This window comes from Hoylesella nanceiensis DSM 19126 = JCM 15639 (genome assembly GCF_000379965.1).
In the GTDB taxonomy this organism is placed as follows: domain Bacteria; phylum Bacteroidota; class Bacteroidia; order Bacteroidales; family Bacteroidaceae; genus Prevotella; species Prevotella nanceiensis.
Map to the genome: position 1 here is coordinate 64,589 of NZ_KB904332.1, position 15,625 is coordinate 80,213.

At 38.6% G+C, this 15,625-nt stretch carries 13 protein-coding genes and 1 tRNA gene; 6 read left to right on the forward strand and 8 right to left on the reverse strand.

Going from position 1 to position 15,625, the window contains the following annotated elements; genetic code table 11:
- Positions 1–22: 22 nt before the first annotated feature.
- The 4 genes from A3GM_RS0108110 to A3GM_RS0108125 form a co-directional block, all read right to left on the reverse strand.
- A complete protein-coding gene (locus A3GM_RS0108110; protein WP_018362884.1) occupies positions 23–1,933 on the reverse strand; it encodes an LptF/LptG family permease in 1,911 nt (636 codons plus the stop codon).
- 268 nt (positions 1,934–2,201) lie between these two features.
- Positions 2,202–2,675 (reverse strand): hypothetical protein, encoded by a 474-nt coding sequence (locus A3GM_RS0108115; protein ID WP_018362885.1) that lies wholly within the window; start codon positions 2,673–2,675, stop codon positions 2,202–2,204.
- A 302-nt stretch (positions 2,676–2,977) separates the two neighbouring features.
- Positions 2,978–3,051 (reverse strand) — tRNA-Met (locus A3GM_RS0108120).
- Between the two features lie 412 nt (positions 3,052–3,463).
- Positions 3,464–4,837 carry a lipoprotein 17-related variable surface protein gene (locus A3GM_RS0108125; protein ID WP_025829935.1) on the reverse strand — a complete coding sequence of 458 codons (1,374 nt, stop codon included), beginning with the start codon at positions 4,835–4,837 and terminating at the stop codon, positions 3,464–3,466.
- Between the two features lie 377 nt (positions 4,838–5,214).
- Between A3GM_RS0108125 and A3GM_RS0108130 the strand changes: the two genes are divergently transcribed.
- From A3GM_RS0108130 to rodA, 6 genes are all read left to right on the forward strand, one after another.
- Complete coding sequence (locus tag A3GM_RS0108130; protein WP_018362887.1) at positions 5,215–5,814, forward strand: IMP cyclohydrolase; 600 nt, start codon at positions 5,215–5,217, stop codon at positions 5,812–5,814.
- Positions 5,815–5,904: 90 nt separating this feature from the next.
- Positions 5,905–6,927, forward strand: coding sequence for a rod shape-determining protein (locus A3GM_RS0108135; protein WP_018362888.1), 1,023 nt, complete (start codon positions 5,905–5,907; stop codon positions 6,925–6,927).
- A gap of 11 nt (positions 6,928–6,938) precedes the next feature.
- Positions 6,939–7,799, forward strand: coding sequence for a rod shape-determining protein MreC (gene mreC, locus A3GM_RS0108140; RefSeq protein ID WP_018362889.1), 861 nt, complete (start codon positions 6,939–6,941; stop codon positions 7,797–7,799).
- Between the two features lie 123 nt (positions 7,800–7,922).
- Entirely contained in the window at positions 7,923–8,429 is a 507-nt protein-coding gene (gene mreD / locus A3GM_RS0108145; protein WP_018362890.1) for a rod shape-determining protein MreD, read from the forward strand.
- The gene (gene mrdA, locus A3GM_RS0108150) at positions 8,422–10,272 is read left to right on the forward strand and encodes a penicillin-binding protein 2 (RefSeq protein ID WP_018362891.1); all 1,851 of its coding nucleotides are present in this window, start codon (positions 8,422–8,424) and stop codon (positions 10,270–10,272) included. The genes mreD and mrdA overlap by 8 nt, the downstream gene beginning before the upstream one ends.
- Complete coding sequence (gene rodA, locus A3GM_RS0108155; RefSeq protein WP_018362892.1) at positions 10,253–11,734, forward strand: rod shape-determining protein RodA; 1,482 nt, start codon at positions 10,253–10,255, stop codon at positions 11,732–11,734. The genes mrdA and rodA overlap by 20 nt, the downstream gene beginning before the upstream one ends.
- On the opposite strand, the gene A3GM_RS0108160 is transcribed toward rodA, so the two are convergent.
- The 4 genes from A3GM_RS0108160 to A3GM_RS0108180 all read right to left on the reverse strand — a co-directional run bounded on the left by A3GM_RS0108160 (position 11,720) and on the right by A3GM_RS0108180 (position 15,456).
- A complete protein-coding gene (locus A3GM_RS0108160; protein WP_479691182.1) occupies positions 11,720–12,187 on the reverse strand; it encodes a gliding motility lipoprotein GldH in 468 nt (155 codons plus the stop codon). The two genes, rodA and A3GM_RS0108160, sit on opposite strands and share 15 nt — an antisense overlap.
- Position 12,188: 1 nt before the next feature.
- The gene (locus A3GM_RS0108165; RefSeq protein ID WP_018362894.1) at positions 12,189–13,460 is read right to left on the reverse strand and encodes a PSP1 domain-containing protein; all 1,272 of its coding nucleotides are present in this window, start codon (positions 13,458–13,460) and stop codon (positions 12,189–12,191) included.
- A 29-nt stretch (positions 13,461–13,489) separates the two neighbouring features.
- Positions 13,490–14,620 carry a DNA polymerase III subunit gene (locus A3GM_RS0108170; RefSeq protein ID WP_018362895.1) on the reverse strand — a complete coding sequence of 377 codons (1,131 nt, stop codon included), beginning with the start codon at positions 14,618–14,620 and terminating at the stop codon, positions 13,490–13,492.
- A 353-nt stretch (positions 14,621–14,973) separates the two neighbouring features.
- Positions 14,974–15,456, reverse strand: coding sequence for a hypothetical protein (locus A3GM_RS0108180; protein WP_154648133.1), 483 nt, complete (start codon positions 15,454–15,456; stop codon positions 14,974–14,976).
- Positions 15,457–15,625 lie beyond the last annotated feature (169 nt).

Genomic DNA, 15,625 nt, shown 5'->3' on the forward strand with positions numbered 1-15,625 from the left:
TATAATTATGTTCCTTTACGTTTTATTTTTGTTGAATATTATCTATTTCGTCTACAATTAGCTTGTTTGTCACTATCAGTTTTTTGATGTCGTTTGCCAATCGCAATCTAAATCGCCACATTCTAATATAAAGAATAATTCCAAGAGGGAAACAAATAGCTGCCAACACGTTGTATCTCTTTCTATCAAAAGGACGTGTATGAGCCTTTGCCGACAATATTGGAAGCTGATTTAGATAAGCGATTATTCTCGAACTACGGGTATTTGCTAAGTCTTGCACAACCTCTTCCAATTGCTCACTCAATCGTTCAATTTCGTGATCGTCTTGGTATTTAAAGAACACTTTAATAGGATTGGGCAGACGGAGCAATTTCTTTCTTTTCAAATAGTCGTCAAACAAACCGTCTAAATATCTTAGTTTCTCTTTAGATTCTTCGTAATGAGGTGGATAAATCACCACTTCTTTCAAAGCAAGGTGGCGTTTTAGGCGCAAGCCCAATAGCTTTGTAAAGAACACTCGATAGGCATCCATATTGAATACCACAGAGTCGTTATTGGCTTTGTAGGTCACAAACACTGCAATAGGCGTCAATACCATCATTGCAAGGGTCTTTCCAAACCATATTGCCCATATACCTTCACGAGCCATTCGATAGCCCGAGTTATCTAATATATAGTAAGTAATGAACACCAACACCGATACAATGATCGGAATACCTAAGCCTCCTTTTCGGATAATGGCTCCCAGTGGGGCACCAATAAAGAAGAAGAGCAAGCAAGATAGTGCCAATGTTATTTTGTTATAAGCTTCTATCCAGTGGAAACGTATTGCCACATCGCCATCAACGGTCAGCATACTACGATAGTCTAACTCACTAATGTCTCTTTGTATGTTGGCAATTGCACTGCTCACAGCTTGTTGTTTCTGTGCGCTCGACAATTTACTATAATCTGTTTCTACGTCGAATGTCTGTTTTAACGATGCTCGCTTGGTTTCTAATCGCAACGAGTCACGGCTCGTTTTTACTTTTACAGGATTGTACAAATACGACAATTCTTTAAAGTTCACATTTCCTACGCTGTCGTAATAGTGGTTCAACGAGTCTAACGAATGCCAAATAGCACCCATACTCTTGCTCTTTGCACTTCCACTTAACAAAGAAGCGTCGGTCAAGTTAAATCCATCATCAAAAGGAATAATGATCTTTTTATCCACAAAAGTTTCACGACGATAAGGCACTGCCGCTGTGTTTGTGAACTCTTGAGATTGCATATTCTCGAACCATTCACCGCTCCAAAGCGACAAAAGAAGGTGTTTTCTGTCGGCAGTAGACTGCAACATACCCGAGTCGGCTAAGATAATGGCTTGGTCTTCATAACTTCCCGTCATACGATAAATCATGATTCCATATAGCTTTCCTGTTTCATTATCTTTCTTTTGCACATAGATGTTGCTGTTAGGAATACCATCATAGAACACACCCACAGGTATTTGGGTTTCAGGACTCTTATCTCTCATCGACAATATCAGCTGAGCTAGTTTCAAATTGGCAGTAGGACCGATATTGTTTTGGAAATAAAATGAGGCAAAAGCAATCATGATTGTAATGACGATAAGACCTCTAAACGATTGCATGAGCGATATACCCGCTGCCTTAATAGCTGTTAGCTCACTGCTTTCACCTAAGTTTCCATAGGTAATAAGCGATGATAACAAGATGGCAAGGGGCAACGCTTGTGGAACGAGCATCAAGCCCATGTACCAAAAGAACTGTGCAAGCACGTCCATGGTAAGGCCCTTTCCTATCAAATCGTCAATATAACGCCATAGGAATTGCATCATTAGTACAAACTGACAAATAAAGAATGTACCAATAAAAAGCATTCCAAATTGCTTGACAATAAATATATCTAGTTTCTTTATTCTAAACATTACACTTACTATTGCTTTATTCAAAGCCTATAATAGGCTACAAATTTAGTATAAAAAAACGACATTCGTCGTGCTTTATCTTTTTTTTCACTTCCACACACTCAAGTTTTCTATGTTCATCGATATTGAAGTGCATCGCAACAACATTTTAAACAGACAGGAAGAAGACTACATATCTACAAGAAAATTGCCCTTTGTTGCATATTTCTACACATCAAAGAGCAATCTTTTTTATTCGTATTATCAAAGCAAGGCGAACCTTTTCCTTTTATTTTATGCTTACGAAATAAGGCTTTTCTCTATCAGCTAAACCCAATTCGATGATATATTTCTGCGGATTAGGCTTTGCCATTTCAATTGAAAAGCCCATAGGACAGCCATTTTTATTGGGCATTCTTTCATCAAAAGTGCACCAATCGAACACCATTTTCGAAACATACACATTGTTATAAGATAGCTTACAGAATGTTTTTCCATCTACAACAAGCTCTTTTATCTTCTGTCCTTTCACCAAAGCAGTATCTATCACCGCCTTATTTGTTGCACGCTCAATAACTCTTATGTGCACAACGTCTAACTCATTACTTCGTGCAAGTAAGGCATCTATCCCGCCTTCGGTTCCAAAGTCGATCACATCTTTATTCACAGAAAGTTTTTCTTTAAAGTCTAAAGCATCGCATGCTGATAAAAAGCATGCAACAAACGCCATTAAAGTAAAGGCAACTAATTTAAAATTTTTCATAGTTCCATCTTGTTTTTTAAGTTGTTAAATCTGCACCTACAATTATTCTCCACCACACGAACATTACAATAAACAAACCCAACTTGTTCAATTCTCAACAAGTTAGACATCTATTTTTTGGCTTTTATTGTGTTATCCGATTAGAATGAATTATTTTCAAGGGCAACAAAAGTAAAATTACTGGGGACAAAACTACTTATAAAAAACGATAAGTAGTACCTAAGCGAGGGTAAAAGATGCTAAAAATGGATATAAAAAGAAAAACGCCTAAGAAATAAATCTTAAGCGTTTTGTTTGCGTTGTAGCGGGAACCGGGATTGAACCGGTGACCTCATGATTATGAATCATGCGCTCTAACCAGCTGAGCTATCCCGCCATTAGCCGTTAAAAGCGTTGCAAAGGTAATACATTGTTTTTAATCTCACAAATATTTTTTATTATTTTTCTGCTTTTTGTTCATTCCTCTTGCATTTAAGCACACCGCAACTGCTCGGCAAAAGCTATGTTTTTAGAGCGCAAAAGCATTGACATTACACGCTAAAAGCTATGCTTTTGAAAAGCAATAACAATACTATTGCTACACCATGCGTAAGTAGTTAGAAGTCAAACTATTTACAAAAGAAAAACAACTGCGATTTCTTTATACAAAAGAGATGCAGTTGTTCTGATTAAGAGAGAAAGGAAATAATCTTTAGTTCTCTATTGTTTGAATTATTCTTTATTGATTATTTTTCTCAAAACAGCAATGAATAAAAGTTCAAACAGAAAACCAAAGAGAGTATTTTTATTTAGTTACTATCAATAAGATGTATTCTTAATGGCAATACAACATCACTAAGTGCCACCTCATTTACTTGTAATAATTTCACTTTAAGATTCAACCATATACCTTCTTTCTTTGCTTCTATCACCTCAAAACGTGGTTCTAAGAAGTAAGCATCAAGGTCTGAACCTCTATTAGATGCTGCTTTCCACACTGGAGAGAGATAATTTCCATTACTCATACGCACCTCTTCTCTTTCTAAGTCTAAGTAACCATAAGACTTTTTCAAGCTAAAATGCACATTTTTAATCCAGTTTTGAATTGGAAGAGCCTTCACTTTTGCAAGTAAATCGCCATCAGCAGAAGAGCGAAAACGTTTTCCCATATAAGCACCAAGGTCGGCTGTTGTAGATAATCCCAACTCTGTTGCAAGCAAACTCAATGGTTTAAAGCCTTCAACTTCTTCGGTAAACTCTGCTAAAACATTCTCATTACCACTTTTATCTTGTAGCTCTATGGTTACAGAAAGTGTGTTTTGAGAATCGCTTTTGTTTACTGATTTAAGGATTGGAGCATAAATATTGTTATCATAATCAAAGAAACCAGCATAGAACACAGCTGCATTTTCGTAAACACCACGCATATAATACTCTGCAGCTACTTCTTTTTTCAATTGTAGCTTCGATGCATAATAAGCATTTTTATCGAAAGACAAAGTGGGTTGAGCATAGACTCCAGAACCAACATAGCCCTTATTCCCATTGTAAGTAACCACAAATGTAAGTGTACCAGTACTTCTACCACTTTTAAACTCAAAATTACTTATCTGCAATTTTGCAAGGTCGTCGGCAGTGTACTTATAAACATTTTGTGAGTTTTGCTCTAAAACCGTGAAGTCTACAAATTGTGAAAGGTATTCAGCTGTGTACTTTTCGTTTTTCTTTAAACGATAAAGTGTATCGAAATCGAATTGTGTTTGATAGTCAACCCCATTTTTCCACTTAACAGAAAGGCGGTGCGACATATCATAATCTGATGGTTTCTTTGCGAAACCTGCATAAGTGATGGTGTGCGAAAATGGTTTGTTTTGAACCTTTCCCGATACTAAAACTTTAAAAGTTCCTTCGCTATCGTTACGCTCTTGAATAGAGGTTGAAAGCACTTCGAGGGCCTTTCCATTAACAGTCTTTGCACTTGTTTGCGCTGTTAGCGATTCAATTGCCTGATAAACATACTTTGTTTTATCGAGATTAAAATAGCTAACAAGGTCGTTATCTGTCACTTTTATATCTTCATTGGTAGGAGTTGGGGGCGTAGGAATAGGGTCATTTCCAGACGAACTGCCTCCACATGACGCCATAATAAGCCCTACGATCATTGTTATCCAAATTTTCTTCATACCTAACTTCTCTTGCAATCTGTTTTATATACAATCCTTCTTTAAGCCCTTTCTACACTACTCCATCTTGATAGTCAACACTTTTCAGATCTAAAGAAGCGCTGCAAAGGTAATAAAAATAATTGAATTTTGAGGTAAAAGCAATGTAAAACACCCCCTAAAAACAATAAAATTGCACATATTACCCGCGAAACAACACGACATTAAAAGGGCAACAATCACGAAAGAAAAAGAGAGCTAAAATTGAAAATTTCACCTTTAACGAATTGAAAAGTATCATTTTAAGGCATAAAATATAAAAACACACGAAAAAAGGAGGGGCATTTCTGCTTATTTTTTATACCTTTGCAGCATTAATCACATAATTAATAATAACAATGCCCGAAACAAAACAAATTAAAACCGCATTGATATCGGTTTTTCACAAAGATGGTTTAGACGAGTTGCTTGCTACACTGCACGCTCAAGGAGTTAAGTTTTTATCTACAGGAGGTACTCAACAATTTATCGAATCATTAGGCTACGAATGCCAAAAGGTAGAAAGTGTAACCTCATATCCTTCTATATTAGGAGGTCGTGTTAAAACTCTTCACCCTAAAATATTCGGCGGAATATTGTCACGTCGTGAACATGAGGGCGATAAAAAAGAAGTGATCGAATACGAAATACCTGCTATCGACCTTGTAGTGGTAGACCTTTACCCATTTGAAAAGACTGTCGAAAGTGGCGCATCTTCAGCAGATATCATCGAGAAGATTGATATCGGAGGTATCTCTCTCATTCGTGCTGCAGCTAAAAACTTTAATGATGTGGTTATTGTTCCTAGTAAAGAAGAATACAGCATACTACTCGATATCTTAAAAGAGAATGGTGCTCAAACCACACTTGCACAACGCCAAATGTTTGCAACACGTGCTTTTGGTGTTAGTAGTCATTACGACACAGCAATACATAGCTGGTTTTCTTCACAAAAATAGAATATCAAAGAACTGTTATTGAGGTTTGATTGCCTTCTTATCACACATAAAGCACAAACCGAGAAACAACAAGTTAAAAAGAAATAGAATATGGGATTTTTTTCATTTATCCAAGAAATTGCAATGGACTTAGGTACAGCTAACACCATTATCATCAGCGATGATAAGATAGTTGTAGACGAACCTTCGGTTGTTGCACTTGACAGAACAAACAACAAGATGATAGCTGTGGGTGAGAAAGCTAAGCTCATGTATGAAAAAACACATGACAACATCCGCACAATACGTCCTCTTCGTGATGGAGTTATTGCCGACTTCACTGCTTGCGAGCAAATGATGAGAGGCTTAATTAAAATGGTTCACAGTGGAAGTAGATTATTCTCTCCTTCTCTAAGAATGGTTATTGGTGTTCCTTCAGGCTCTACTGAGGTGGAACTTCGTGCCGTTAGAGACTCTGCAGAACATGCTGATGGACGTGATGTTTATCTTATCTTCGAACCAATGGCTGCCGCAATAGGTATCGGTATCGATGTAGAGGCACCCGAAGGCAACATGATTGTTGACATTGGTGGTGGTAGTACTGAGATTGCAGTTATCTCTTTAGGTGGTATTGTGAGCAACAACTCAATCCGAATTGCAGGAGATGACCTTACAGCAGATATTCAAGAATACATGAGTAGACAACACAATGTGCGTGTAAGTGAAAGAATGGCAGAGCGAATTAAGATACATGTAGGTTCTGCTCTTACCGACTTAGGTGACGAAGCACCTGAAGATTACATCGTACATGGTCCTAATCGTATCACAGCTCTACCAATGGAGGTTCCCGTTTGCTATCAAGAAATTGCGCATTGCTTAGACAAAACAGTGGCAAAGATTGAGAATGCGGTGCTAAGTGCATTGGAAAACACTCCTCCTGAACTATATGCTGATATCGTAAAGAATGGTATCTACCTAAGTGGTGGTGGTGCTTTACTTCGTGGTTTAGACAAACGTTTACAAGATAAGATTAACATTCCATTCCATATTGCAGAAGATCCACTTCACAGTGTGGCTAAAGGTGCGGGCATTGCATTGAAGAATGTTGATCGCTTCTCATTCTTGATGCGTTAAGAACAAAGCCTATGAGAAACCTTTTAGAGTTTCTATCTAAATATAATCATTGGTTTGTTTTTGTTGTCTTAGAAATCATTAGTATCGCACTTTTATTTCAATACAACAGCTATCAAGGTAGTGTTTGGTTCACATCTGCCAACTCTGTTGCTGGAAGAGTGTATGAGTTGAGCGCAGAAGTGGAGAAGTATTTCTCGCTTGTAGATGTGAATCAACAACTAAGTTTGCGCAATATTGAGCTCGAACGACAAATAAACGTGCTCGACCAACGCATTCTTAACACCACAAAGGATAGCTCTAACATCATAGTCGATAACAAAGAGTTATTCAATGGCTTTCAAATCATACCCGCAAAGGTAGTTACCAACTCGGTAAATGAAAGCGATAACCTTATAACTCTCGACAAAGGACGAGCTGATGGCATTACTCCTAACATGGGAGTAGTGAGTGGTTTGGGTGTAGTGGGCATCGTTTACATGGTTTCGGAACACTATTCTATCGTGTTATCGGTGCTTAACTCGAAATCAAACATTAGCTGTACGATTAAGAATAAAGGCTATTTAGGATACTTACATTGGAACAAAGGAGCAAGTGATTTTGCCTTTTTAGATGATATTCCACGTCATGCTCGACTCAATAAGAACGACGAAATCGTTACAAGTGGATATTCTTCAATATTCCCACAGGGTATAACTGTTGGTAAAGTAACCAATGCTTACAACTCAGCAGATGGTTTATCCTATCGCTTAAAGGTGAAATTAGCAACCAATTTCAGTACGCTTCGTGATGTATTCATCATTAACAATGCCCCAATGCAAGAGCGAATTGAACTGATGAGGGCTGCTCAAGACTCCATTCAAGAAAACGAATAAAATAAATAAAGATAGCATTCAGGCTATAACCAGCAAGAAAAGGACGCATATTCTTTTTCTTGTTGGTTTCTAATTAGATTGGAAATATCCAGGCAAACACCAGCATAAAGGAAGAAAGAAATAATGACTTCGAAAACACTTAAAAGTATTTTATGGTATGTACTATTACTTCTTGCACAAGTATTAGTGCTTAATCATATTCATTTATTTCAATGCGCTACACCTTTATTATATATATATATGGTGATTGGAATACGTCGTAATATTCCAAAATGGCTTTCTTTAACTGCTGCTTTCATAACAGGTTTAATCGTAGACATATTTGCAAACACTCCAGGAGTGGCGGCTGCATCAATGACTTTCATTGCTCTTATACAGCCATATCTGCTTTTATTGTTTATGAACCGTGAGAGTCCCGAGGATTTAAAGCCTACTCTTAGAACTTTAGGATTTGCCCGTTTCATCTATTTTGCATTACCATTAATACTCATTTTCTGTCTACTCTTCTTCACATTAGAGACCTTTAACTTCTTTAATTGGATACGATGGCTCGAGTGTATCGGTGGAAGTACATTGTTAACATTGATACTTATTCTTGCAATTGAAAACATAAGAAAGAACAATGGTTGATTATAATCTCGAAAAAAGACGTTTTATTATAGGTGGAATTGCGATGGGAATTGTTTTAATTTACATCGTAAGGCTCTTCACTTTGCAGTTATTAAGCGACGATTATAAGAAAAATGCCGACAGTAATGCATTCCTAAAGAAAGTTGATTTCCCTTCTCGTGGCGTGATATACGACCGCTCTGGAAAGCTTCTTGTTTACAACCAGCCATCTTACGACATCATGGTTGTGATGAATGAAGAAAGTGGAAGGCTCGATACTACGGAGTTTTGTAACGCCATTGGTATTACAAAAGAGTTCTTCATCAAACGTATGAAGGACATAAAAGACCGCTCGAAAAACCCTGGCTACTCTCGTTTTACACAACAATTGTTCATGAGTCAGATCTCAGATAAAGAGTTTAGTGTATTCAGAGAGCGTATGTTTAGATTTCCAGGATTCTACATTCAGAAACGAAGTGTACGCCTTTATCAATACCCTTACGCTGCTCATGTATTGGGAGATGTGGCAGAAGCGTCTCCAAGTGATATCGAATCAGACGATTATTATCAACCAGGTGACTACATAGGAAAGCTCGGTGTGGAGCGTTCGTATGAGAAACAGCTACGTGGAGAGAAAGGAGTTCAAATCCTATTGCGTGATGCTCACGGCCGAATTCAGGGTAGTTATCAACACGGAAAGCTTGATCATAAACCCGTTGCAGGTAAAGATTTGACTCTAAGTATAGACCTTCAGCTACAAGCTTTGGGTGAAAGATTGATGGAAGGAAAGATTGGAAGCATCGTAGCTCTTGAGCCTTCAACGGGCGAAGTGCTATGTATGGTGTCTTCACCAACGTACGATCCCCGACTAATGGTGGGCAAGCAACGTGGTAAGAACAACCTTGCTTTATCTCGAAACGTGTGGAAACCGCTTCTAAACAGAAGTATTATGGGTCAATATCCACCTGGTTCAACCTTCAAAACATCGCAAGCTCTCACCTATTTAACCGAAGGAATCCTCACTCCTACAACGATGTTAAGCTGTCATCACGGCTTTTATTATAAAGGACTTCACGTTGGTTGTCACGCACACTCATCGCCTTTGGCTGTAACCGAAGCCCTAAGTACATCATGTAATGCCTACTTTTGCTGGGGACTTTACTACATGATAGGTAATAAAGGCAAGTATGGCAACGTCGATAACGCTATGAATACATGGCGAGATTATATGGTTAGTATGGGATTTGGATATAAATTAGGAATCGATTTGCCTGGAGAAAAGCGTGGATTGATACCTAATGCCACCTTTTATGATAAGGCTTACAAAGGTTCTTGGAATGGATTAACTGTCATTTCTATATCTATTGGACAAGGAGAGGTGAATCTTACGCCCCTACAAATTGCCAATCTTGGCGCCACAATCGCTAATAGAGGATATTATTATGTACCTCATGTGGTGAAGAAAGTAAAGGGAGAGCCACTCGATACCTTATATACAAGAAAGCATTACACCAAAGCAAACCGCCGTTCTTACGACTGGGTAGTAGCTGGTATGCGCTCTTCTGTTATCAAAGGAACATGTAGATCTGCCAATAGAGCAGACTATGCAGTGTGCGGTAAGACTGGTACTGCGGAGAATAGAGGGCACGACCACTCTGTATTTATGGGCTTTGCGCCTATGGATAGCCCCAAGATTGCCATTGCAGTGTATGTAGAAAACGGTGGATTTGGAGCCGATTATGGTGTACCTATTGGCTCTTTAATGATGGAACAATATATAAAAGGAGGCTTATCTGCCAACTCTGAGAGAATGGCAGCAGACTTCCAACGACGCAGAATAGCATATGGTTCAGGTGACAGGTAGAAAAAAAGAGAAGTCAACGAGCATTCTTAGCTCCTTAGACTGGTGGACAATAGCTATATATATCGCACTACTTGCTTTTGGATGGCTAAGCGTGTGCGGTGCAAGTTATACCTATGGCTCTACCGAAATACTCAGTTTAAGCTCTCGTTCAGGCATGCAAATTGTTTGGATTGGAACGTCAATATGCCTTGGTTTCGTTCTTCTTATGATGGACGACCGCTTTTATGACACCTTTGCTTACGTTATTTACGGCCTACTCTTACTGCTTCTCTTTGCCACTATCTTTAATCCTCACGAGATTAAAGGCTCCCGTTCGTGGATTGTTATGGGACCCTTGCGACTGCAACCCGCTGAGTTTGCGAAGTTTGCCACGGCATTAGCGGTTGCAAAGTTTATGGGAAGATATACTTTTAGCATGCAGAAATGGAAGGATTTTGCCATTGCCATTGCCATTGTTGTGTTGCCAATGATCTTTATTATTGGGCAAAAAGAAACAGGTTCTGCACTGGTTTATTTCTCATTCTTCTTGATGTTTTATCGTGAAGGAATGCCAGGTAGCGTGCTGTTCACAGGAGTTGCCATGGTGGTTTACTTCGTTGTGGGCATTAAATACGAAGCGGTTATGCTGAGTGAAACCCCCACTTCGGTTGGAAAATTCATAGTATTACTTCTTGTTCAACTCTCTTCAATAGGCATGATTCATGTTTATTGCAAAGAGAAACAAATGGTTCGACAACTTCTTGCATTGACTATAGGAACAACAGTCCTTGCTTTCCTCTTTGCAAAGTTCGTTATTCCATTTAATATTGTTATTGTACAGATTATTTTAAGTGTGTTGCTCATTCTTTATTTCATTTATAATTGGCTACACACTCGCATACATAATTATCTTTATATTGCGCTATTCTCTATCGGTTCTATTGCTTTTTTCTATTCAGCAGACTATGTATTGAATAACGTAATGGAGCCTCATCAAAGAGTTCGAATCAACGTTTTGCTTGGATTAGACGAAGACTTGTCGGGCGCAGGCTATAATGTTCACCAAAGTGAGATAGCTATTGGCAGTGGAGGTTTAAAGGGAAAAGGATTCTTAAACGGCACACAAACAAAGCTAAAGTTCGTTCCTGAGCAAGATACCGACTTCATTTTCTGTACCGTTGGTGAAGAAGAAGGCTTCTTAGGGTCGGCAGGTGTGCTCTTATTATTCTTGGCATTGATCCTGCGTCTCATTCATCTTGCAGAACGACAGACCTTTAAATTTGGAAGAATATACGGCTATTGCATTCTTAGTATCTTTCTCTTTCACGTTTTCATTAATGTGGGAATGGTATTAGGTTTGTTGCCAGTTATTGGTATTCCGTTGCCTTTCTTCAGCTATGGAGGTTCTTCTTTGTGGGGATTCACCTTGCTTCTATTCATCTTCTTGCGAATAGATGCTTCTCGAAACTTAGTTCGTTCTTAGCATAATACCTACATCTGAGATTCCAGGAAGAATCTCTCTCTTCATGGCATGACGCACAACAAGCGCCAAAGAATCGCCCTCTTTTAGGCGAAGAGTAGACAAAGGGAAGTCGTATTGATAGTAGCTCACCCCTTTACCCTCAGCATTTCCTCTCGAATCCATTATCGCACAATTCAAAGTGTCTACTCTAATGTCTTTCGAAGGATATATTTTCCGTTCAACAACTAAGCTCAATCCCGTGAAAGGATAGTCGCTTGTAATGCGCAACCCCACTCCAATAGAATAGAGACCGCTTGTTTTTATGCGAGGAATGGCATACGAAATAGTGTCGTTTCGCTCCCACCCTGCAATTGAAGTATGTTGATAACGATGATAAACAACATTTCTTTTGCACGACATGCAGAATGTCAATATCGTGCAAAAGAGAAAGCATAAATAGGCAAAGTGCCTCAATTTATTGTTGTTTTGTTGGTTGTTCACTGCGTGGAGTATTGTTTTTTACATTCTCATTAGAATGTTGTGGCACACCATTTCGGCGATTTTGTCCTCTGCCACCATTTCTGTTACCTTGTCTACGACCCTCGTTCCCTTGGCCGTTACGTTGGTTGTTGCGTGGTTTTCCGTTGTTATTACCCTTATTTCCACGACCTTTCGACTTATCAAATCTACTGATATCTGCGTCAGCCAATAAGTCTTTAGGACGTTCGGGTTGTTTTCTTTCCTTCGTTCCAGTTAAGTTCTCAGGCTTTTCACCACGCTTATTCATTTCAATAATACGTCGTGCACGCTCAGCTGTTATTGTTTCAAGGTTAGCAGCCATATTCTTATCGGTAGAATAAGTAACCAAACCTGCTAAAATATCCATTTTAAAGAAGAAGTATTCTGCCTCTAATGTGTGCAGAGAAACCTCTCTACTTGGAAGTCGTTTGCCCGACTCAATGTAGTTATCTACCTCATAGTTCAAGCAACATTTAAGCTTTCCGCACATTCCTGCCAGCTTTTGTGGGTTCGGAGAAATATCTTGATAGCGTGCAGCATTAGTGCTTACAGAAACAAAGTTCTTCATCCACGAAGCGCAACACAATTCTCTTCCGCACGGACCAGTACCGCCAATGCGTCCAGCTTCTTGTCTTGCTCCTATCTGCTTCATCTCTATTCTCACGTGAAAAGCATCGGCAAGCACCTTAATCAGTTGGCGGAAATCCACACGTTCGTCGGCAATATAGTAGAAAATAGCCTTGTTTCCGTCGCCTTGATACTCAACGTCTCCAATCTTCATGCTAAGCCCTAAGTCTTTAGCTATTTGTCTACTCTTAATCATTGTCTGCTGTTCTCGGCTCTTTGCCTCCTCATATTTCTCGATATCCACTTGTTTAGCAAGACGATAAACACGGCGAATTTCTTCGTTTGGTTTGAGGTTTGCACGTTTCATTTGCCACTCAACAAGGCGTCCTGTCAATGAAACTACGCCTATATCGTGACCTGGATTCGATTCAACAGCAACGACATCACCTTTTTTTAGGTCGAGATTATTAACATTATGATAATAACCTTTTCGTGTATTTTTAAATTGAACTTCAACTAAATCAGTACTTTCTATGTTACCAGGAGTGCCTGCAAGCCAGTCGTAAGCATTGAGTTGTTTGTTTTGTCTTCCACAACCTTTGCCACAAATGCCACGGTTACCTCCGTCTAACATATGAAACTTCATATCTTTATAATTCATTCTTTCTTGTCGCTTTATTTTTAGTTTGATCACTTTCTCACCAGAAGCATCGTTACACGGAGTGTAAAATCGAAGAAAACAATCTTAGGATTGGCATTCTGTGAAAGGTCTCTTATATTTAGTTCAACAAGTTCATAGAGTTCAACAATGTTTCTTTCGTTGATGAAGGGGGCAAATTTTTGTGCAAATTGCTCTTCATCTTGAGTGAAATGAATCAATGAATCTTGTTTAAAGTTATACATAAAATTCTCTCGGAACATTCTATGAAAATACAAAAGCATACGTTTTTGCTTTTCTCTGCCATAGGTAGCAACACGTTCGCTCCATGCTTTCATCTCACGAATGTCACGTCGATACGAAGCACGCATAACGCCCACAAAGTCGTTAAAGAATTGTTTTGCCTCGCTATCTGCGTTCAACATTCTGATAGCATCTAACCAACTGCCATTGGCAATCTGTGCAACACGACGTGCGGTGTCGCCATCTAAGCCTCTTTTCTCCACCAAAGCACGTTCTAAAACGGCTGTATCTATGCGCTTCACCTGAATCATTTGCGTTCTACTTCGAACGGTTTCTAAAAGACGTTCGGGTGCTTCGCTCACCATAATGAATATGGTTTGATGTGGAGGTTCTTCTAATAATTTAAGTAGTTTGTTAGCACATTCAACGTTCATGCGCTCGGGCAACCAGATGATAGACACCTTGTAGCCACCCAAACTCGACTTTAAATTGAGCTTTCTTGTTAGATTGTCGCTCTCAGAAGCAAAGATAATGGCTTGTTGATTGGCTGCGTTCATTTGCTCAAGCCATGCGTCCATGTCAAAATATGGACCTTTTTTGAGCAACACGTGCCACTCTTTTGCAAAGTCGTCACTAATCATTTTATGATCAGCAGTGGTGCCAGTAGGACGAATAACAGGATAGCTAAAATGCAAATCGGGGTGTTCCCAGCGATCAAGCATAGCCTTAACACTCGCTGCTTTGGGATTATTAGCATCGTTCTCGCCCAACAAATGCGATGCAAGAGCCAAGGCCAACGCCATTTTTCCGCATCCTGGTGCTCCATGAAGAAGCAGAGAATGAGGCATTTTTCCCGATTCTATAAGCGTTAACAAACGATTTTTTACGTCGTCTTGTCCTATTACTTCACTGAAATTCATTCAATAATTATGTGTGTTGCAACAAAGAGTTGTGTTTTGTTCCTTATTTCTTTATCTGCAAAGTTACTAAAAAATAGACGTTATTCTGCACTCTATTGCTTTTTTATACACCTTTTTTGTTTATTCATTAGAATAAAGTATTCTTTCAAGTTGCTATCTTCTTGAAAAACAAGTAGTTTTTGCTTGCCATGCAATTGCATTGATATTGGCGTTTAAAAGCATTGTTTTTACACCCCAAAAACAATGAGTTTGCACCCTAAAAGCACTGCTTTGGGAAGGTAAGAGAAAGGAATATAAAAAAGCGAAACACCTTTTATGGAGATGTTTCGCCTATCTTTTAGCTGATAATTTCGTTATTGAATGGTAATGGTTACTGGTCCTGCCTCACCCATTATATCTGCTTTAAGAATGTATTGTTGTGTATGTGGAGCCCCAACCTCAATTTCATAAAGAAGCGGTTTATTGTTTTTTGTAAATCTTTTCGCCTCTATCTCACACCAATCAAAGTCTACTTTCACCACTGCACCATTGCTATAGGCAATTTTGCAATATCTTTTTCCATTCAAAACAATTTCGGTTGGACGACTTCTTAATACCGAATCGAGCACAGTTTTGTTGGAATTGCGTTCTATAAGCTGTAAATGGTATATTCCTAGCGAACCTTTTTCTTTATCAAATAAAACGTCTTTACCTCCTTGTGTGCCAAAAGTAAAATCTGTTTTATTAAACTGCATCTTGGTATCTCCTACAATATCAGAGCATGAAACGCATAAAACAAGTACAAATAAAGTGGACAATAAGCCAACAAAAGCTCTTAAAGTATTTTTATTTTTCATCTTTATAAAAGGCATTTAGGTTGATATTATTATTCTATTTTTTAGTGTCTATTCGCAAAGATAACTGAAAAGAATTGTATTTGCAATGTTCTTGGCTATCATTTTCTTTACAAACAAAAATAAAGCGCACAGACTTTCGTCTGTACGCTCATATTATTGTTGGTTGATA